This window comes from Haemophilus sp. 27098_8_127, assembly GCF_041433495.1.
Lineage (GTDB): Bacteria > Pseudomonadota > Gammaproteobacteria > Enterobacterales > Pasteurellaceae > Haemophilus_D.
The window spans coordinates 206,193-221,213 of the sequence record NZ_JAPWBP010000002.1; the positions used below are offsets into that span (position 1 = coordinate 206,193).

Consider the following 15,021-nt stretch of genomic DNA (forward strand, 5'->3'; position numbering starts at 1 on the left):
CTCAGTAGAATTTGAGTGGATTGTTTCCAATTACGAAATATATATTATCAAAATATCAATATTTTTTCAAATTGCCTAAAATTGAAAAATCATGAAAGAAAAAGTGCGGTCAGAAAATCTCTAAATTTCTGACCGCTCTTTATTCAATATTGATTAAATTCGTTCTTCGATAATGCCGCCACCCAAGCAGACTTCATCTAGGTAAAACACGGCAGATTGACCCGGCGTAACCGCAGCCTGAGGTTCATCAAAAATCACTCGAATACAGTCATCATCAATCGGCTCAACCAAACAAGCAATATCCGTTTGACGATAGCGAGTTTTCACCGTGCAACGGAATGCTTCACGCACTGCTTCACGATTGACCCAGTGCAATTGTTTAGCAATCAAGCCTTTGGAGAACAAGCGCGGATGATCATGCCCTTGCGCAACAATCAATTCATTGTTTTCGACATCTTTATCGACCACATACCAAGCTTCATCACCAGCATTTTTTAATCCACCAATCCCCAGCCCTTTACGCTGTCCGAGTGTGTGATACATCAAGCCTTCATGGCGTCCAATAATCTCGCCATCTACAGTACGGATATCGCCCGGTTGTGCAGGCAAATAACGTGCTAAGAAATCTTTAAACTTACGCTCACCGATAAAACAAATCCCTGTGGAATCTTTTTTCTTCGCGGTAATTAAACCTAAATCTTCCGCAATAGCACGCACGATTGGCTTTTCGATTTCACCTACAGGGAAAAGGCTTTGACCTACCTGATGTTTACTCAACGTGTAAAGGAAATAGCTTTGGTCTTTGTTGCTATCTAAGCCGCGCAATAGCTCTGCTTGATTATCTGCACCACGACGACGCACATAATGGCCGGTAGCAATATAATTAGCACCTAAATCTTCTGCTGCATATTCCAAGAAAGCTTTAAATTTAATTTCTTTATTGCATAAAATATCCGGGTTTGGCGTACGACCGGCTTTGTATTCTGTTAAGAAATGTTCAAACACGTTATCCCAATATTCCGCCGCAAAATTGATTTTATGTAGCTTAATACCTAGTTTGTCGCATACTGCCTGAGCATCAGCAAGATCCGCTGCTGCTGTACAATAATCGGTATCGTCATCTTCTTCCCAGTTTTTCATAAAAAGGCCTTCCACTTGGTAGCCTTGCTGCTGAAGAATAAACGCAGAAACGGAGGAGTCTACCCCACCAGACATACCGCAAATAACCTTTTTAGTGGCATTTTCGGCAAGTTGTTCTGCACTCAAGGGTGCGAAATGTTGATTATAAGTATTTGAAGTTAACATAAGTCTCCCGTAACTTCGGTTAAGGCGAAGCACATTGGTGATAATGATTGAAACATAGCGGAATGACTTCCGCCCCATAAATTAAGGTTATTGCACAAAGTGCGGTTGATTTTGTGTGAATTATTTCACTTCATAAAATTGCGAATCATTGTCTTTCTTCGCAAATTTTTGTTCATATTCAGCTTTAGCATTTTCATCGCCAGCATCTAATTTTTCTTGCAAAGTATCGCACGGTTTATCACAGTCACAAGCTTTGGCAATACCGAGTGAGGAAAGGCCTCCACAGCTTCCTTTTAAAGCTTGTTTTTTAAAGATAAAGCCTACTGACATCAATACGATAATTGCCACAAAAGCTAATAGAGTAAAAAATAACGTTTGCATGATTATTCCTTATTTGCGAGTAATTTTTGGAAGGCTGACGACATTTTCGTTTCAAAGCCTTTTTCTGTTTTCATAATTAAATACACGGGAATATTTTCTTTCTCGGCCACTTCAAGTGCTTTCTTTTCACCGAGTACAAATAAACCTGTAGATAAGCCATCAGCAGTCATTGAGCTTGATCCAAGTACGGTAATTGAGGCTAAATGATGCTGAATTGGATAGCCGGTTTTCGGGTCAATTTCATGAGCAAAACGTTGGCCATTTTCCTCAAAATAAATACGGTAATCGCCTGAAGTGGCCATCGCCATATTATTTAAACCTATCACTTCTTGAACTGCTCTTTCCCCCGTATTATTAGGTTTTTCAATGGCGATTTGCCAGGCTTTATTCTCAGGATTTTTACCTTTAGCACGAATTTCCCCGCCAATTTCCACCATATAATTTTGCACGTGGTGTTGCTCTAATACATCTGCCACTTGATCCACGCCAAAGCCCTTAGCAATAGATGACAAATCAATATAAACCTGCGGTACTGCTTTACTTAATGTTGGGGTTTTACCGCTCATATCAAGGTGAATTTTATCAATTCCTACCCAACTTTGACGTTCAGCAAGTTGTTCTGGGGTTGGTTTACGTTCTGGACGTTTTTCTGGGCCAAATCCCCATAAATTCACTACAGGCCCTACAGTCACATCCAATGAACCTTCAGTAACCTGATTTAAACGGATTGCTTCTTGTAATACTTTGGCAAAGTCAGCAGATATTTCAATTGGTGTATTCACTTGTGTATTTTGATTAAAGCGACTTAATTCGGAATCCTTAATGTAAGTGGACATTTTCTGATTCACGTCTTTTAAAACCACTTCAATTTGTTCATGTGTTTTTTGTGCGTTTTCGCTAACAGAATCATCCTCAATATAACGGATATGGTAAGTGGTTCCCATGGTTTTACCACTAAGTGAAATAATTTCGGGATCTTTCTTACATGCACTTAATGAACAAGCTAGGACTACAGCAATCAATCCGCTTAATACTTTTTTCATCTATTCCTTCCTAAATATATGAATTACAGGCAAACCGACTCTTCCATCAGCTTGCCTGTAATCCATCTTAAATATTGACCGCACTTCATCACAAAGTGCGGTCAGTTTTAATGATGTTTTGGTTAACTAAAATCAACCACCGAAGTCATCTAATAAGATGTTTTCATCTTCAACACCGAGGTCTTTCAACATTTTGATTACCGCAGCGTTCATCACCGGAGGTCCACACATATAGTATTCACAATCTTCTGGTGCTTCATGATTTTTCAAGTAGTTTTCATAAAGTACGTTGTGAATAAAGCCGGTGTAACCTGTCCAGTTATCTTCTGGTAACGGATCAGATAATGCCACATGCCATGTAAAGTTCGGATTTTCTGCTTGAAGCTGATCAAAATCTTCCACATAGAACATTTCACGTTTAGAACGTGCACCATACCAGAATGACATTTTACGTTTAGAGTGTAAACGTTTTAATTGGTCAAAGATATGAGAACGCATTGGCGCCATACCCGCACCACCACCGATGAAGACCATTTCGTTGTCGGTTTCTTTCGCAAAGAATTCCCCGAATGGACCTGAAATTGTCACTTTATCACCTGGTTTTAATGACCAAATGTAAGAAGACATTTGACCTGGAGGTGCATCAGGTTGACGTGGTGGAGGCGTTGCAATACGCACGTTAAGCATAATGATGCCTTTCTCTTCTGGGTATGAAGCCATTGAGTAAGCACGGATAATATGCTCATCCACTTTAGACACATAACGCCATAAATCGTATTTGTCCCAATCTTCGTGGTATTCTTCTGGAATATCGAAATCTTTATAGTAAACCGTATGTGGATCAGCTTCGATTTGGATATAACCACCCGCACGGAAAGGAACTTCTTCACCTTCAGGAATCGCTAATTTAAGCTCTTTAATAAAGGTTGCTTTGTTATCATTAGAAATAACAGTACATTCCCATTTTTTCACACCGAAGATTTCTTCTGGCAATTCAACATCCATACTGCCTTTTACATTGACTTGGCAAGCTAAACGATAACCTTCTTTCGCTTCACGTTTGCTGATATGAGAAAGTTCGGTTGGTAAAATTTCACCACCACCGCTTTTTACTTTGACGACACATTGGCCACAAGAACCGCCACCACCACACGCAGAAGAAACGAAGATACCTTTACTTGCTAAAGCACCAAGTAATTTACCACCAGCTGGTAAAGTGATCGCTTTTTCAGGATCGTCATTAATAGAAATGGTGATATCACCAGAATCCACTAATTTTGATTTAGCGAATAAAATAATCGCAACGAGCACTAAAAGGATAACCGTAAATGCCGCAACACCTAATAATAAAATTGAAGATTCGCTCATTTATGCCTCCTTATAACTGAATACCAGAGAATGACATAAAGCCAAGCGCCATCAAGCCCGCAGTGATAAAGGTAATCCCTAATCCTTTTAAGCCTGCCGGTACATCGGCATATTTCATTTTTTCGGTTAAACCTGCAAGCGCAACGATTGCTAACATCCAACCTATACCCGCGCCGATACCATAAACTGCTGCTTCAGCGAAGTTGTATTCACGTTGCACGGCAAAAGATACACCACCGAAGATCGCACAGTTTACGGCGATAAGCGGAAGGAAGATACCTAATGCGTTATAAAGTGCAGGGAAGAATTTATCTAAGGTCATTTCAAGTAATTGAACAAGACCCGCGATAATCCCGATAAAGGTAATGAAGTTTAAGAACTCAAGGCTCACACCTTCTACCAATGCGCCATCTTTTAATACGTGTTCGTATACAAATTGGTTAGCGGGTACCGCAATACCAAGTACGACGACTACTGCAACACCAAGGCCAAACGCCGTGGAAACTTTCTTAGAAACCGCAAGGAAAGTACACATACCTAAGAAGAAAGAGAGCGCCATGTTTTCAATGAAGATCGCCTTCACGAATAGGCTAATATAATGTTCCATTGATTATTTCTCCTGTTGCTCAGGTTTCCACGTTCTTAAGCCCCAAATAACGAAGCCGATAATAAAGAACGCACTTGGTGCAAGAAGGAATAAACCGTTTGGTTGATACCAACCACCGTCTTGAATTGTTTGGAATACAGGGAAACCAAATAAACGACCAGAACCGATTAGTTCACGTAATGTTGCAACAATTAATAAGATCGCACCATAACCTAAACCGTTACCGATACCGTCAACAAAGCTTTCTAGCGGAGGTGATTTCATCGCGAACGCCTCTGCACGGCCCATTACGATACAGTTTGTAATGATAAGACCGACGAATACAGAGAGCTGTTTAGATAAACCATAAGCATAAGCTTTTAATACTTGGTCAACCAAGATTACTAAAGACGCGATAATCGCCAGTTGCACAATGATACGGATACTATTTGGAATATAGTTACGAATCAATGAAATGAACAAACTGGAAAAACCGGTTACCAAACTTACCGCAATCGCCATAACGATAGCTGTTTGTAATTGGGTTGTTACCGCTAATGCAGAACAGATACCCAAAATTTGCAAGGCAATCGGGTTATTTTTAGCAATAGGATCTAATAAAAGACCTTTTAAACTTACTTTTGCATCAGCCATTATTTGATTTCTCCTGCTTTAAATTTCGCTAAGAATGGACCAAAGCCATTTTGGCTGAACCAATAATCAAATGAACCTTGAACACCGTTACTGGTTAAAGTTGCACCTGATAAACCATCTACACCGTGCTCTTTATCTGCAGCAGAGCTACCTTTATAGATTTTGAATTTTTGGTTACCTTGTTCATCGAATAATTTTTTATCAACGAACTGTGCTTGCCAACGTGGGTTCGCAATTTCGCCCCCAAGACCAGCTGTTTCACCTTGATCATAGTAAGTAATACCTTTGATGGTATTCGCATCTGGTGCAACAGAAACAAAACCATACATGGTTGACCATAAACCACGGCCATACATTGGTAATACCACTTGGGTTACATTGCCTTGTTCATCTTTTACAAGATAAACACGCGCTTGGTTTGCACGAACCTTAATTCCTGCTTTATCAGCCTCAGCTGGGATAGCTTGGCTTTTAGCGGGATCTTTAACGGCATCTTTAGGTTCAAATTTATTAATTTCTTCTGCTGAAGCTTGAACGTAATCACCACTTTGCAAATCAACTAAACGTGGTTCAATAAATTTGCTGTAAGTGTCTTTAATTACTGATGCATTATCTTCTTTCATTAAGCCAGCAACAGTTAAAATGTTACGTTGAACGTCGAGTGCTTTTTGTTCATCTTGTTTGGATTTTAATGCTACTGCAGCACCAGAAACCACGATAGAACACACTAAACTTAGCAACACAACAACGGTAACTGTACCGCTAACGCTATCTTTATTAAATTTAGCCATTTGTTCTTGCTCTCCGACGTTTGATATTTGCTTGAACCACGATGTAGTCGAAAATTGGTGCAAATAAGTTTGCAAATAAAATCGCTAACATCATCCCTTCTGGATAAGCTGGGTTCACTGTACGAATTAATACCGCCATCACGCCAATTAACGCACCGTACCACCATTTACCTGTGTTGGTAAATGAAGCAGATACAGGGTCTGTAGCCATGAAGATCATACCAAGTGCAAAACCACCTAATACAAAGTGCCAATGCCAAGGCATTGAGAACATTTGGTTAGAATCAGAACCGATTAAGTTGAATAAGGTTGCTGTACCAATCATACCGATCATAACACCAGCCATAATGCGCCAAGAAGCAATACGGGTGAATACAATTAACGCACCACCGATTAATAACGCAAGCGTTGAAACCTCACCCATTGAACCAGGAATATTACCGATGAATGCATCCATCCAAGTAATAGGTTGACCGGTTACAGTGTGTTGTAATGCCGCTTGACCACCTTGAGACCATTGTGAAAGTGCGGTTGCACCAGAGAAACCATCTGCAGCAGTCCATACTAAGTCACCGGAAATTTGAGCCGGATAAGCAAAGAATAAGAATGCACGACCAGCAAGCGCAGGGTTCATAAAGTTACGACCTACACCACCGAAGATTTCTTTCGCTACCACGATACCAAAGCTGATACCGAGTGCCGCTTGCCATAATGGCAATGTTGGTGGAACGATTAACGCAAATAAAATGGTTGAAACGAACATCCCTTCATTTACTTCATGACCACGCACCACTGAGAACAATAATTCCCAAATTGTACAAACGGTGAACACCACTAAGTAAATTGGTAAGAAGAAGATCGCCCCTAATGCCATTTTTGAACCCCAAGTTGCATTATTGGTTAAGTCTAAACCTAATGAACTTGCAAGCGCATAGTGCCAATCGTTAGCAATCAATTGATCTAAATTGCCTAATTGATTTAAAGCGGGGATCGCTTGGTTACCCACATTGTACATCCCGTAGAAAATCGCAGGGAACAACGCAAGGAAAACCGTAATCATCATACGTTTTGAGTCTAACGCATCACGAACGTGTGTGTTTTTGTGCGTTACCGTACCAGGTGTGTAAAGCAAGGTATAAATCGATTCAAAGATCGGATAAAGCTTGCTGTATTTACCGCCTGGTAAAAACGCGGGTTCCATTTTTTCAAAAAGATTTTTTAAACCCATTTTTAACCTTCCTTCTCAATCTTATCTAATACTTGACGCAAGATTGAACCGTATTCATATTTGCCCGGGCAAACGAAAGAACATAATGCTAAGTCTTCTTCGTCTAATTCAAGACAACCTAACGCTTGTGAACCATCGGTATCACCCACGATTAAATCACGTAATAATAATGTCGGTAAAATATCCAACGGCATCACGCGCTCATAGCTACCGATTGGTACCATTGCACGCTCACCACCATTTTCTGCGGTAGTGAAGTTGAATAATTTCTTACCGAAGTGACCCAATACGGTACGGGTAATCGAATATTTGTTCGATTGTGGAGTGATCCAGCCTAAGAACTCTTTCTCATTACCTTCTGCAATCACAGAAACTTGTAATGCATAACGACCTAAATAGTCGTGAGCGTCTTTTGCGGTTTGACCACAAAGCACAGAACCAGAAATCACACGGTTATTACCATCTTTTAACTCACCTGCCGTTAATTGAGAAAGGTTAGCACCGATTACGGTACGAACTAGACGAGGCTCTTTCACTTGCGGACCAGCAAGAGAAACAACGCGCTCAACATAAAGTTCGCCCGTAGTGAATAATTTACCTACAGCAATCACATCTTGGTAATTGATGTGCCATACGGTTTTATGAACACCAACCGGATCGATAAAGTGGATATGTGTACCCACTAAGCCTGCAGGATGAACACCGCCAAAATCATGTACTTTTAGGTTAGCTAAATCCACGGTTGGAATATTGCTATCACCCGCTTTACATAGATTTAATGGTTTATTTGGGAATAGACGACTTAATACTGTTAAACCGTCAATAAAATCTTGCCAATGCTCTTTTAACACCACCTCTGGATTTGCTGCCAAAGGATTAGTATCCATCGCATTTACAAACAGAGAAGAAGGTTCTGCATCTAAGGCAGGCACTTTGCTGAACGGACGGGTGCGGAACGCTGTCCACAAACCGGATTCAACGAGGTTTTGTTTAACTTGTTCAGAAGAAAGCGTATTGAGCTCACCTGCGTTATATTTAGCGAAAGTAACTTGATCGTTACCTTGCACATCAATGACCACAGATTGTAATACACGTTTTTCGCCACGATTAATTACAGTGATAGTACCGCTCGCAGGGGCTGTGAAAACCACTCCAGGGTTTTTCTTGTCTTCAAAAAGCACTTGGCCTTTTTTCACAACATCGCCTTCACGTACCTTCATAGAAGGACGCATACCCACATACTCTTCACCAAGAATCGCAACCTGATTCACAGCGTTACCGCTATGGATTACTTGTGCTGGTTTTCCTGCAATAGGAAGATCCAAGCCTTTTTTGATTGTAATCATACTGTTTGCACTACTTTTCTAGGTTAAAAACACGATTGCGATTAAAGCATACACTCTAAAAGCAATCTCGCGATTGAGCGTGACAGAAAACACTTTTAAGATCAAAGCGTTATTAACTGACACATAAATTTAAAAACTCAAATCTGTTTAATTCCTCGACGAGTAAGGGATTACTTACACATCCAGAAATTGAAATTCGAAAATTAAAAGCGCTTCATTCTAGCGGAAAATGGGCTTTTTTTCTACTTTTAGCCGATACTTTTTGTGAAATATTTGTGAAGTTTTTAGAGTAACACTCATTAGGAGTTAAAAATAAATTCACGTTAAAATAAAAAGAGAGAAAGCCTCTTGCCTTCTCTCTTATTATTGAAATGGAATACAGGGAACGTAAGGAAATACTTACTGTCCAACACCAAAACAATTTGGTGATTTTGGAAATGCTTCACCTAGGCTCTCCCATTCGCTTTTTGTATAAAGATGAAGCGCTAATGCGTGAATACCATTTTTTAAATCATCGGCAAAAAGTTGATAAAGTTTTTGGTGGCGTTGCACCTTGCGCATGCCTTCAAAAGCATCGCTGACAATCACTAATTTAAAATGAGAATCAGACCCGCGACCGGAACTGTGCATATGGCTTTCATTTTCCACGGTGGCAAAGTGCGGTTGAAATTCGGCCTGAATTCTCTCTAATAATTCTTGCTGTTTTGACATAAATAAACTCCCTAACTTTTTGCTATACATTCAGCGTTAAGTTTGTAAGAATAACACAAATTAACCTAATTCAATGAGGAAATTATGAAAGTAACAAACAAAATCAAAGCATTATCAACAATGACGCTGGCCGCTGCGACATTATTTTTAGCGGGTTGCCAAGCGCAATCTAATACCTTAACTTTTACCCCTCAATCACCAACTGCATCAATGAATATTAACCAATCAGCAGTGGTAACAGTTAATACTCGCGATTCTCGTCCACAACAAGAAATTGCAACTTATACTAAATCAGGAGAGCTGATTAAATTAAACGCCTCACCAAGCGTTACTCAACTTTTTCAACAAGTGATGCAACAAAATTTAGTTAGCAAAGGTTTCCGTATCGGACAAGCGAATAATGCAAATGCTGGCGTAACTGTTGATGTAAAAGAATTCAACGCTAAAGTTGAGCAAGGTAATTTACGTTATACCTTAAACAGCAAAATTCAAGCAGTTGTTTATGTACAAGGTCCACGCGGACAATACAATAAAACCTTTAATGCAACCCGTTCACAATCTGGTGCATTTAATGCGAGCAATGATGAAATTCAAAAAGTGTTAGGCGAAACCTTCAAAGATATTGTTAATAATATTTATCAAGATCAAGAAGTTACTAACGCAATTAATCAATATACTAATTAATTAAAAGTGCCGTGTCCTTTTCAATAATACTTGACGAAAGCGCCTTTCAAGCGTAACATTCGCCCGATTTTTTAACGAGAAGGACACACACTTTGGACAGTCATAGTCGATACCGAATATCGCTTTAGACTCTCGCCTCTTATCAGCGAGAGTTCGCTGGTAATCAATTTACCTTTCTTCGGCATCTTTTATCGAACGAAACTCATTTTTAAAACATACAAAAATTTAACCGCACTTTTCTCTAGTGCCAATTTCGTTTGATCTTTTTTTGTTCACAGTTGGATCTTCATAATCCCAAAAGGAGTATGACCAATGATTAACGCTTTTACCATTAACGATTCCCGCTTGCTTCGTATTGATGACGAACCAGCCGATCTCAGTTCTGCCATTTGGTTAGATTTACTGGAGCCGACAGGGGAAGAACGTGAAATGTTGCAAGAAGGCTTAGGACAAAGTCTCGCCTCATTCCTCGAATTAGAAGACATCGAAGCATCCGCGCGTTTCTTTGAAGACGAAGACGGCTTGCACTTGCACTCATTCTTCTATTGTGAAGACGAAGAAAACTACGCCGACCTCGCAAGTGTGGCGTTTACTATTCGTGATGGACGCTTATTTACCCTACGTGATCGTGAATTACCCGCATTCCGTTTATATCGTATGCGTTCCCGTAGTCAGCGCTTGTTAGAATGTAATGCGTATGAAGTTTTGCTCGACTTATTTGAAACTAAAATTGAGCAATTAGCAGATGTTATCGAAAACGTTTATGCGGATTTAGAAAAATTAAGCCGTGTAATTCTAAACGGTACACAAGATGAAGCTTTCGATGAAGCCTTAAATACCCTAACAGAACAAGAAGATACCAGTTCTAAAGTGCGTTTGTGTTTGATGGATACACAACGTGCATTGGGATTCTTAGTACGTAAAACACGTTTACCGGCTAATCAGTTAGAACAAGCTCGTGAAATCTTACGAGATATCGAATCCTTGCAACCGCACAATGAGTCTTTATTCCAAAAAGTAAACTTTTTAATGCAGGCGGCAATGGGTTATATTAATATCGAGCAGAATAAAATCATGAAATTCTTCTCGGTGGTGTCTGTGATGTTCCTACCGGCAACGCTCGTGGCATCCACTTACGGGATGAACTTCGAATTGATGCCGGAGCTTCATTTTAAATATGGCTACCCAATGGCTATTGGTTTAATGATTGGTGCGGCACTTACACCTTATATCTATTTCAAACGGAAAGGTTGGTTATAATGGAAATTTCCCAAACTGCGTTATTTTTAGGATCGATTATCGATCTATATTGCTTAGTATTAATTTTACGCGTATGGCTGCCATTAGCGAACGTGGATTATTACAATCCCATTTCTCAATTTACGCTGAAATTAACCCAGCCAGTTATTGCGCCATTGCGTAAAATTTTTCCGGTGGTGAAAAAAGTGGAAACCGCTGCACTGGTTTTAGTCTTCTTGCTTTGCGGATTAAAATCAGTTCTATTTGGCGGATTAAATCTCAACTACTTCCTACTATTGGGCGTATTAGGGCTGATTAAAAATATCGGTATAGCTATTTTCTATGTGTTAATCGCCGGTGCCATTTTAAGTTGGTTTAATCGTGGTAATAATCCTGCATTCTATGCGTTGTATCAACTGACCGAGCCACTATTGAAGCCAATTAAACGTATTTTACCAACCGTAGGTATGATTGATTTTTCACCAATGGTTATCGCCATTGTTCTATTATTTTTGAATAATCTCTTTTACGACTACTTCCAGGTTTTATGGGCCATCGCCGCTTAAAGTGCGGTCAAAAATAATATTATTTTTCGGGCTGGATTTTCCAGCCCTTATTGTAAATGTGGTGAGTAAATTTAGTTATATCTGCAATCGAAAAAACGCCTGAAGGATTACGTCTTAAAATTATTCTGCAACCCAAAGCCAGCAAAGATCAAATTGTGGGATTGCATGATGACGAACTCAAAATCACGATCACGGCACCACCTGTTGATGGTCAAGCAAATGCCCATCTGCTCAAATTTTTGAGTAAAGCATTCAAAGTACCTAAGAGCTCAATAGTTCTTGAAAAAGGTGAATTAAACCGACATAAACAAGTTTGGATTCCTTCGCCCAAATTAATTCCATCTGAAATTCAAAATCTCTTATAAAATCAGCAAAAAAATCACCGCACTTTCTACCAATTTCCCCTGTTTTACGCTATCCTATATCACATTTTACAAAGCAAAATATGCCGCAAAGTGCGGTCAAAATTTAAGGTGATTTTCTATGCAACAACATTACCGTCCCGATTTGATTGAGCCTTCAGTTCAACAATATTGGGCCGAAAATAAAGTCTTCAAAGCAATCAAAGATACGTCTAAAGAAAAATATTACTGCCTTTCAATGTTCCCTTACCCATCTGGTCGTTTACATATGGGCCATGTGCGTAACTACACCATCGGTGATGTAGTTTCTCGTTATCAACGTATGAACGGTAAAAATGTTTTACAACCGATTGGTTGGGATGCATTCGGTTTGCCAGCTGAAGGTGCTGCGATTAAAAACAAAACTGCGCCCGCAAAATGGACTTACGAAAACATTGAATACATGAAAAACCAGCTCAAAATGTTGGGCTTTGGTTATGACTGGGATCGAGAAATTGCGACTTGCCGTCCAGAATACTACAAATGGGAACAATGGTTCTTCACCGAGCTTTATAAAAAAGGCTTAGTTTACAAAAAAACCTCAACTGTGAACTGGTGTCCGAACGATGAAACCGTATTGGCGAACGAACAGGTGCACGAAGGTTGCTGCTGGCGTTGTGACACTCCGGTCGAGCAAAAAGAAATCCCACAATGGTTTATTAAAATCACTGATTACGCTGAACAATTACTAGGTGGATTAGACCAACTGCCACAATGGCCAGATATGGTAAAAACCATGCAACGTAACTGGATTGGCCGTTCTGAAGGGGTGGAAATTACGTTTGATGTGGCGGATACCGCAGAAAAAGTTTCAGTTTATACCACCCGTCCAGATACTTTCTATGGTGTTAGCTATTTAGGTATCGCAGCTGCTCACCCATTAGCAGAATTGGCAGCAGAAAAAAATCCTCAATTGGCTGAATTCATCCGTGAAGCAAAAAATGCCAAAGTGGCAGAAGCAGACCTTGCCACCATGGAGAAAAAAGGGATGGCAACCGGATTATTCGCCATTCATCCATTAACCGGTGAAAAATTACCGATCTGGGTCGCTAACTTTGTGTTAATGCACTACGGTACTGGCGCGGTAATGGCGGTTCCAGCGCACGACCAACGCGACTTTGAATTTGCTCAAAAATATGGCTTGCCAATTAAACAAGTAATCGCACCGCTTGCCGATGAAGAAATTGATTTAACTAAACAAGCTTTTGTTGAACACGGTAAATTAGTTAACTCAGCTGAGTTTGATGGTTTAGACTTTAATGGCGCATTCAACGGTATCGCGGATAAATTAGAAAAATTAGGCGTAGGTAAACGCCAAATTAACTATCGTTTACGTGACTGGGGCGTTTCCCGTCAACGTTATTGGGGTGCACCAATTCCAATGCTCACCTTAGCAAACGGTGAAACCGTACCGGCACCAATCGAAGATTTACCGATTATTCTGCCGGAAGATGTGGTCATGGATGGTGTGAAAAGCCCAATTAAAGCCGATCCAAACTGGGCAAAAACCACCTTCAACGGTGAACCTGCATTAAAAGAAACCGATACCTTTGATACCTTTATGGAATCGTCTTGGTACTACGCGCGTTACACCTCACCAAGCTATGCTGAAGGCATGTTGGATAAAGAGGAAGCGAATTACTGGTTACCGGTGGATCAATATATCGGTGGTATCGAGCACGCCACAATGCACTTGCTCTACTTCCGTTTCTTCCACAAATTATTGCGTGATGCAGGTTTCGTAACGAGCGATGAGCCAGCTCAAAAATTATTATGCCAAGGCATGGTATTAGCGGATGCGTTCTACTACACCAGCCCGACTAACGAGCGTATTTGGGTAAGCCCAACGCAAGTCACTCTTGAGCGTGATGAAAAAGGTCGTATCATCAAAGCCACCGATCCGGAAGGCCGTGAATTGGTGCATACCGGTATGACCAAAATGTCGAAATCCAAAAACAACGGTATCGACCCACAAGAGATGGTGGAAAAATACGGTGCAGATACTGTGCGTCTCTTCATGATGTTCGCATCTCCTGCAGAAATGACACTTGAATGGCAAGAATCCGGTGTAGAAGGGGCAAAACGTTTCTTAGGTCGTGTATGGAATTTGGTGTATGAATACAGTCAAAATCCTGCAAAAACCGCTTTAGATGTGACCGCACTTTCTGCAGACCAAAAAGCGCTTCGCCGTGATGTGCATAAAACGATCGCGAAAGTGAGCGATGACATTGGTCGCCGTCAGACTTTCAATACCGCTATCGCGGCAGTAATGGAGTTAATGAATAAATTAACCCGTGCGCCATTAGAAAGTGAACAAGATCGTGCTGTGATGGCAGAAGCATTAAGCGCAGTCGTGCGTATGCTTTATCCAATCACACCACATATCTGCTTTGAATTATGGAAAGCCTTAGGCAACGAAAGTAACATTGATCATGCCGAATGGGTGAAAGCTGACGAAGCAGCGATGGTCGAAGATGAAAAACTTATCGTGGTTCAAGTCAACGGTAAAGTTCGTGGTAAAGTCACCGTTGCAGCTGATGCGGATGAAGAAACCGTGAAAACGGTTGCATTTGCAGATGAAAATGTGAAGAAATTTACTGACAATACACAAATCGTGAAAGTGATTTATGTACCAGGTAAATTGTTAAATGTGGTGGTTAAACCGCAATAATCCATAAAATAACCGCATTTTATTCTAAGTGTTGCATAAACAGCTCT

Annotated in this window: 15 protein-coding genes; 5 read left to right on the plus strand and 10 right to left on the minus strand. The window is 40.3% G+C overall.

Annotated elements, in window-relative coordinates; all coding sequences use genetic code 11:
• Window positions 1–153 precede the first annotated feature (153 nt).
• The 10 genes from mnmA to O3746_RS03675 form a co-directional block, all read right to left on the minus strand.
• Window positions 154–1,305, minus strand: coding sequence for a tRNA 2-thiouridine(34) synthase MnmA (gene mnmA / locus O3746_RS03630; protein ID WP_049384595.1), 1,152 nt, complete (start codon window positions 1,303–1,305; stop codon window positions 154–156).
• Between the two features lie 120 nt (window positions 1,306–1,425).
• On the minus strand, window positions 1,426–1,686 hold the full coding sequence (gene nqrM, locus O3746_RS03635; RefSeq protein ID WP_371447804.1) for a (Na+)-NQR maturation NqrM: 261 nt from the start codon (window positions 1,684–1,686) through the stop codon (window positions 1,426–1,428).
• A gap of 2 nt (window positions 1,687–1,688) precedes the next feature.
• Complete coding sequence (locus O3746_RS03640; RefSeq protein WP_371447805.1) at window positions 1,689–2,729, minus strand: FAD:protein FMN transferase; 1,041 nt, start codon at window positions 2,727–2,729, stop codon at window positions 1,689–1,691.
• 132 nt (window positions 2,730–2,861) lie between these two features.
• Window positions 2,862–4,097 (minus strand): NADH:ubiquinone reductase (Na(+)-transporting) subunit F, encoded by a 1,236-nt coding sequence (gene nqrF, locus O3746_RS03645; protein WP_295663064.1) that lies wholly within the window; start codon window positions 4,095–4,097, stop codon window positions 2,862–2,864.
• A gap of 10 nt (window positions 4,098–4,107) precedes the next feature.
• Entirely contained in the window at window positions 4,108–4,704 is a 597-nt protein-coding gene (nqrE, locus tag O3746_RS03650; protein WP_295663062.1) for an NADH:ubiquinone reductase (Na(+)-transporting) subunit E, read from the minus strand.
• Window positions 4,705–4,707: 3 nt separating this feature from the next.
• Complete coding sequence (locus O3746_RS03655; RefSeq protein WP_371447806.1) at window positions 4,708–5,337, minus strand: NADH:ubiquinone reductase (Na(+)-transporting) subunit D; 630 nt, start codon at window positions 5,335–5,337, stop codon at window positions 4,708–4,710.
• The gene (locus tag O3746_RS03660; protein ID WP_005695373.1) at window positions 5,337–6,128 is read right to left on the minus strand and encodes a Na(+)-translocating NADH-quinone reductase subunit C; all 792 of its coding nucleotides are present in this window, start codon (window positions 6,126–6,128) and stop codon (window positions 5,337–5,339) included. The genes O3746_RS03655 and O3746_RS03660 overlap by 1 nt, the downstream gene beginning before the upstream one ends.
• Window positions 6,121–7,356, minus strand: coding sequence for an NADH:ubiquinone reductase (Na(+)-transporting) subunit B (locus O3746_RS03665; protein WP_049358020.1), 1,236 nt, complete (start codon window positions 7,354–7,356; stop codon window positions 6,121–6,123). Before O3746_RS03665 ends, O3746_RS03660 begins: the two co-directional genes overlap by 8 nt.
• A gap of 2 nt (window positions 7,357–7,358) precedes the next feature.
• Window positions 7,359–8,702: a Na(+)-translocating NADH-quinone reductase subunit A gene (locus O3746_RS03670; RefSeq protein ID WP_371447807.1), complete on the minus strand. Its 1,344-nt coding sequence runs from the start codon at window positions 8,700–8,702 to the stop codon at window positions 7,359–7,361.
• A gap of 399 nt (window positions 8,703–9,101) precedes the next feature.
• Complete coding sequence (locus tag O3746_RS03675) at window positions 9,102–9,413, minus strand: BolA family transcriptional regulator (RefSeq protein ID WP_290991987.1); 312 nt, start codon at window positions 9,411–9,413, stop codon at window positions 9,102–9,104.
• Between the two features lie 84 nt (window positions 9,414–9,497).
• Here O3746_RS03675 and O3746_RS03680 point away from each other — a divergent pair, with 84 nt between their 5' ends.
• The 5 genes from O3746_RS03680 (at window position 9,498) to leuS (ending at window position 14,974) form a co-directional block, all read left to right on the plus strand.
• Window positions 9,498–10,097, plus strand: coding sequence for a YajG family lipoprotein (locus tag O3746_RS03680; protein ID WP_049358017.1), 600 nt, complete (start codon window positions 9,498–9,500; stop codon window positions 10,095–10,097).
• Between the two features lie 312 nt (window positions 10,098–10,409).
• Window positions 10,410–11,357, plus strand: coding sequence for a magnesium/cobalt transporter CorA (corA, locus tag O3746_RS03685; protein ID WP_371447808.1), 948 nt, complete (start codon window positions 10,410–10,412; stop codon window positions 11,355–11,357).
• Window positions 11,357–11,902 carry a YggT family protein gene (locus O3746_RS03690; protein WP_371447809.1) on the plus strand — a complete coding sequence of 182 codons (546 nt, stop codon included), beginning with the start codon at window positions 11,357–11,359 and terminating at the stop codon, window positions 11,900–11,902. The genes corA and O3746_RS03690 overlap by 1 nt, the downstream gene beginning before the upstream one ends.
• 77 nt (window positions 11,903–11,979) lie before the next feature.
• Entirely contained in the window at window positions 11,980–12,267 is a 288-nt protein-coding gene (gene yggU, locus O3746_RS03695; protein WP_371447871.1) for a DUF167 family protein YggU, read from the plus strand.
• 118 nt (window positions 12,268–12,385) lie between these two features.
• Entirely contained in the window at window positions 12,386–14,974 is a 2,589-nt protein-coding gene (gene leuS, locus O3746_RS03700) for a leucine--tRNA ligase (RefSeq protein ID WP_111327727.1), read from the plus strand.
• Window positions 14,975–15,021: the final 47 nt, after the last annotated feature.

Bases quoted from the DNA above. Each gene is read 5' to 3' on its own strand.
- mnmA (WP_049384595.1), bottom strand. From the start codon at position 1,305: ATGTTAACTTCAAATACTTATAATCAACATTTCGCACCCTTGAGTGCA.
- nqrM (WP_371447804.1), bottom strand. From the start codon at position 1,686: ATGCAAACGTTATTTTTTACTCTATTAGCTTTTGTGGCAATTATCGTA.
- O3746_RS03640 (WP_371447805.1), bottom strand. From the start codon at position 2,729: ATGAAAAAAGTATTAAGCGGATTGATTGCTGTAGTCCTAGCTTGTTCA.
- nqrF (WP_295663064.1), bottom strand. From the start codon at position 4,097: ATGAGCGAATCTTCAATTTTATTATTAGGTGTTGCGGCATTTACGGTT.
- nqrE (WP_295663062.1), bottom strand. From the start codon at position 4,704: ATGGAACATTATATTAGCCTATTCGTGAAGGCGATCTTCATTGAAAAC.
- O3746_RS03655 (WP_371447806.1), bottom strand. From the start codon at position 5,337: ATGGCTGATGCAAAAGTAAGTTTAAAAGGTCTTTTATTAGATCCTATT.
- O3746_RS03660 (WP_005695373.1), bottom strand. From the start codon at position 6,128: ATGGCTAAATTTAATAAAGATAGCGTTAGCGGTACAGTTACCGTTGTT.
- O3746_RS03665 (WP_049358020.1), bottom strand. From the start codon at position 7,356: ATGGGTTTAAAAAATCTTTTTGAAAAAATGGAACCCGCGTTTTTACCA.
- O3746_RS03670 (WP_371447807.1), bottom strand. From the start codon at position 8,702: ATGATTACAATCAAAAAAGGCTTGGATCTTCCTATTGCAGGAAAACCA.
- O3746_RS03675 (WP_290991987.1), bottom strand. From the start codon at position 9,413: ATGTCAAAACAGCAAGAATTATTAGAGAGAATTCAGGCCGAATTTCAA.
- O3746_RS03680 (WP_049358017.1), top strand. From the start codon at position 9,498: ATGAAAGTAACAAACAAAATCAAAGCATTATCAACAATGACGCTGGCC.
- corA (WP_371447808.1), top strand. From the start codon at position 10,410: ATGATTAACGCTTTTACCATTAACGATTCCCGCTTGCTTCGTATTGAT.
- O3746_RS03690 (WP_371447809.1), top strand. From the start codon at position 11,357: ATGGAAATTTCCCAAACTGCGTTATTTTTAGGATCGATTATCGATCTA.
- leuS (WP_111327727.1), top strand. From the start codon at position 12,386: ATGCAACAACATTACCGTCCCGATTTGATTGAGCCTTCAGTTCAACAA.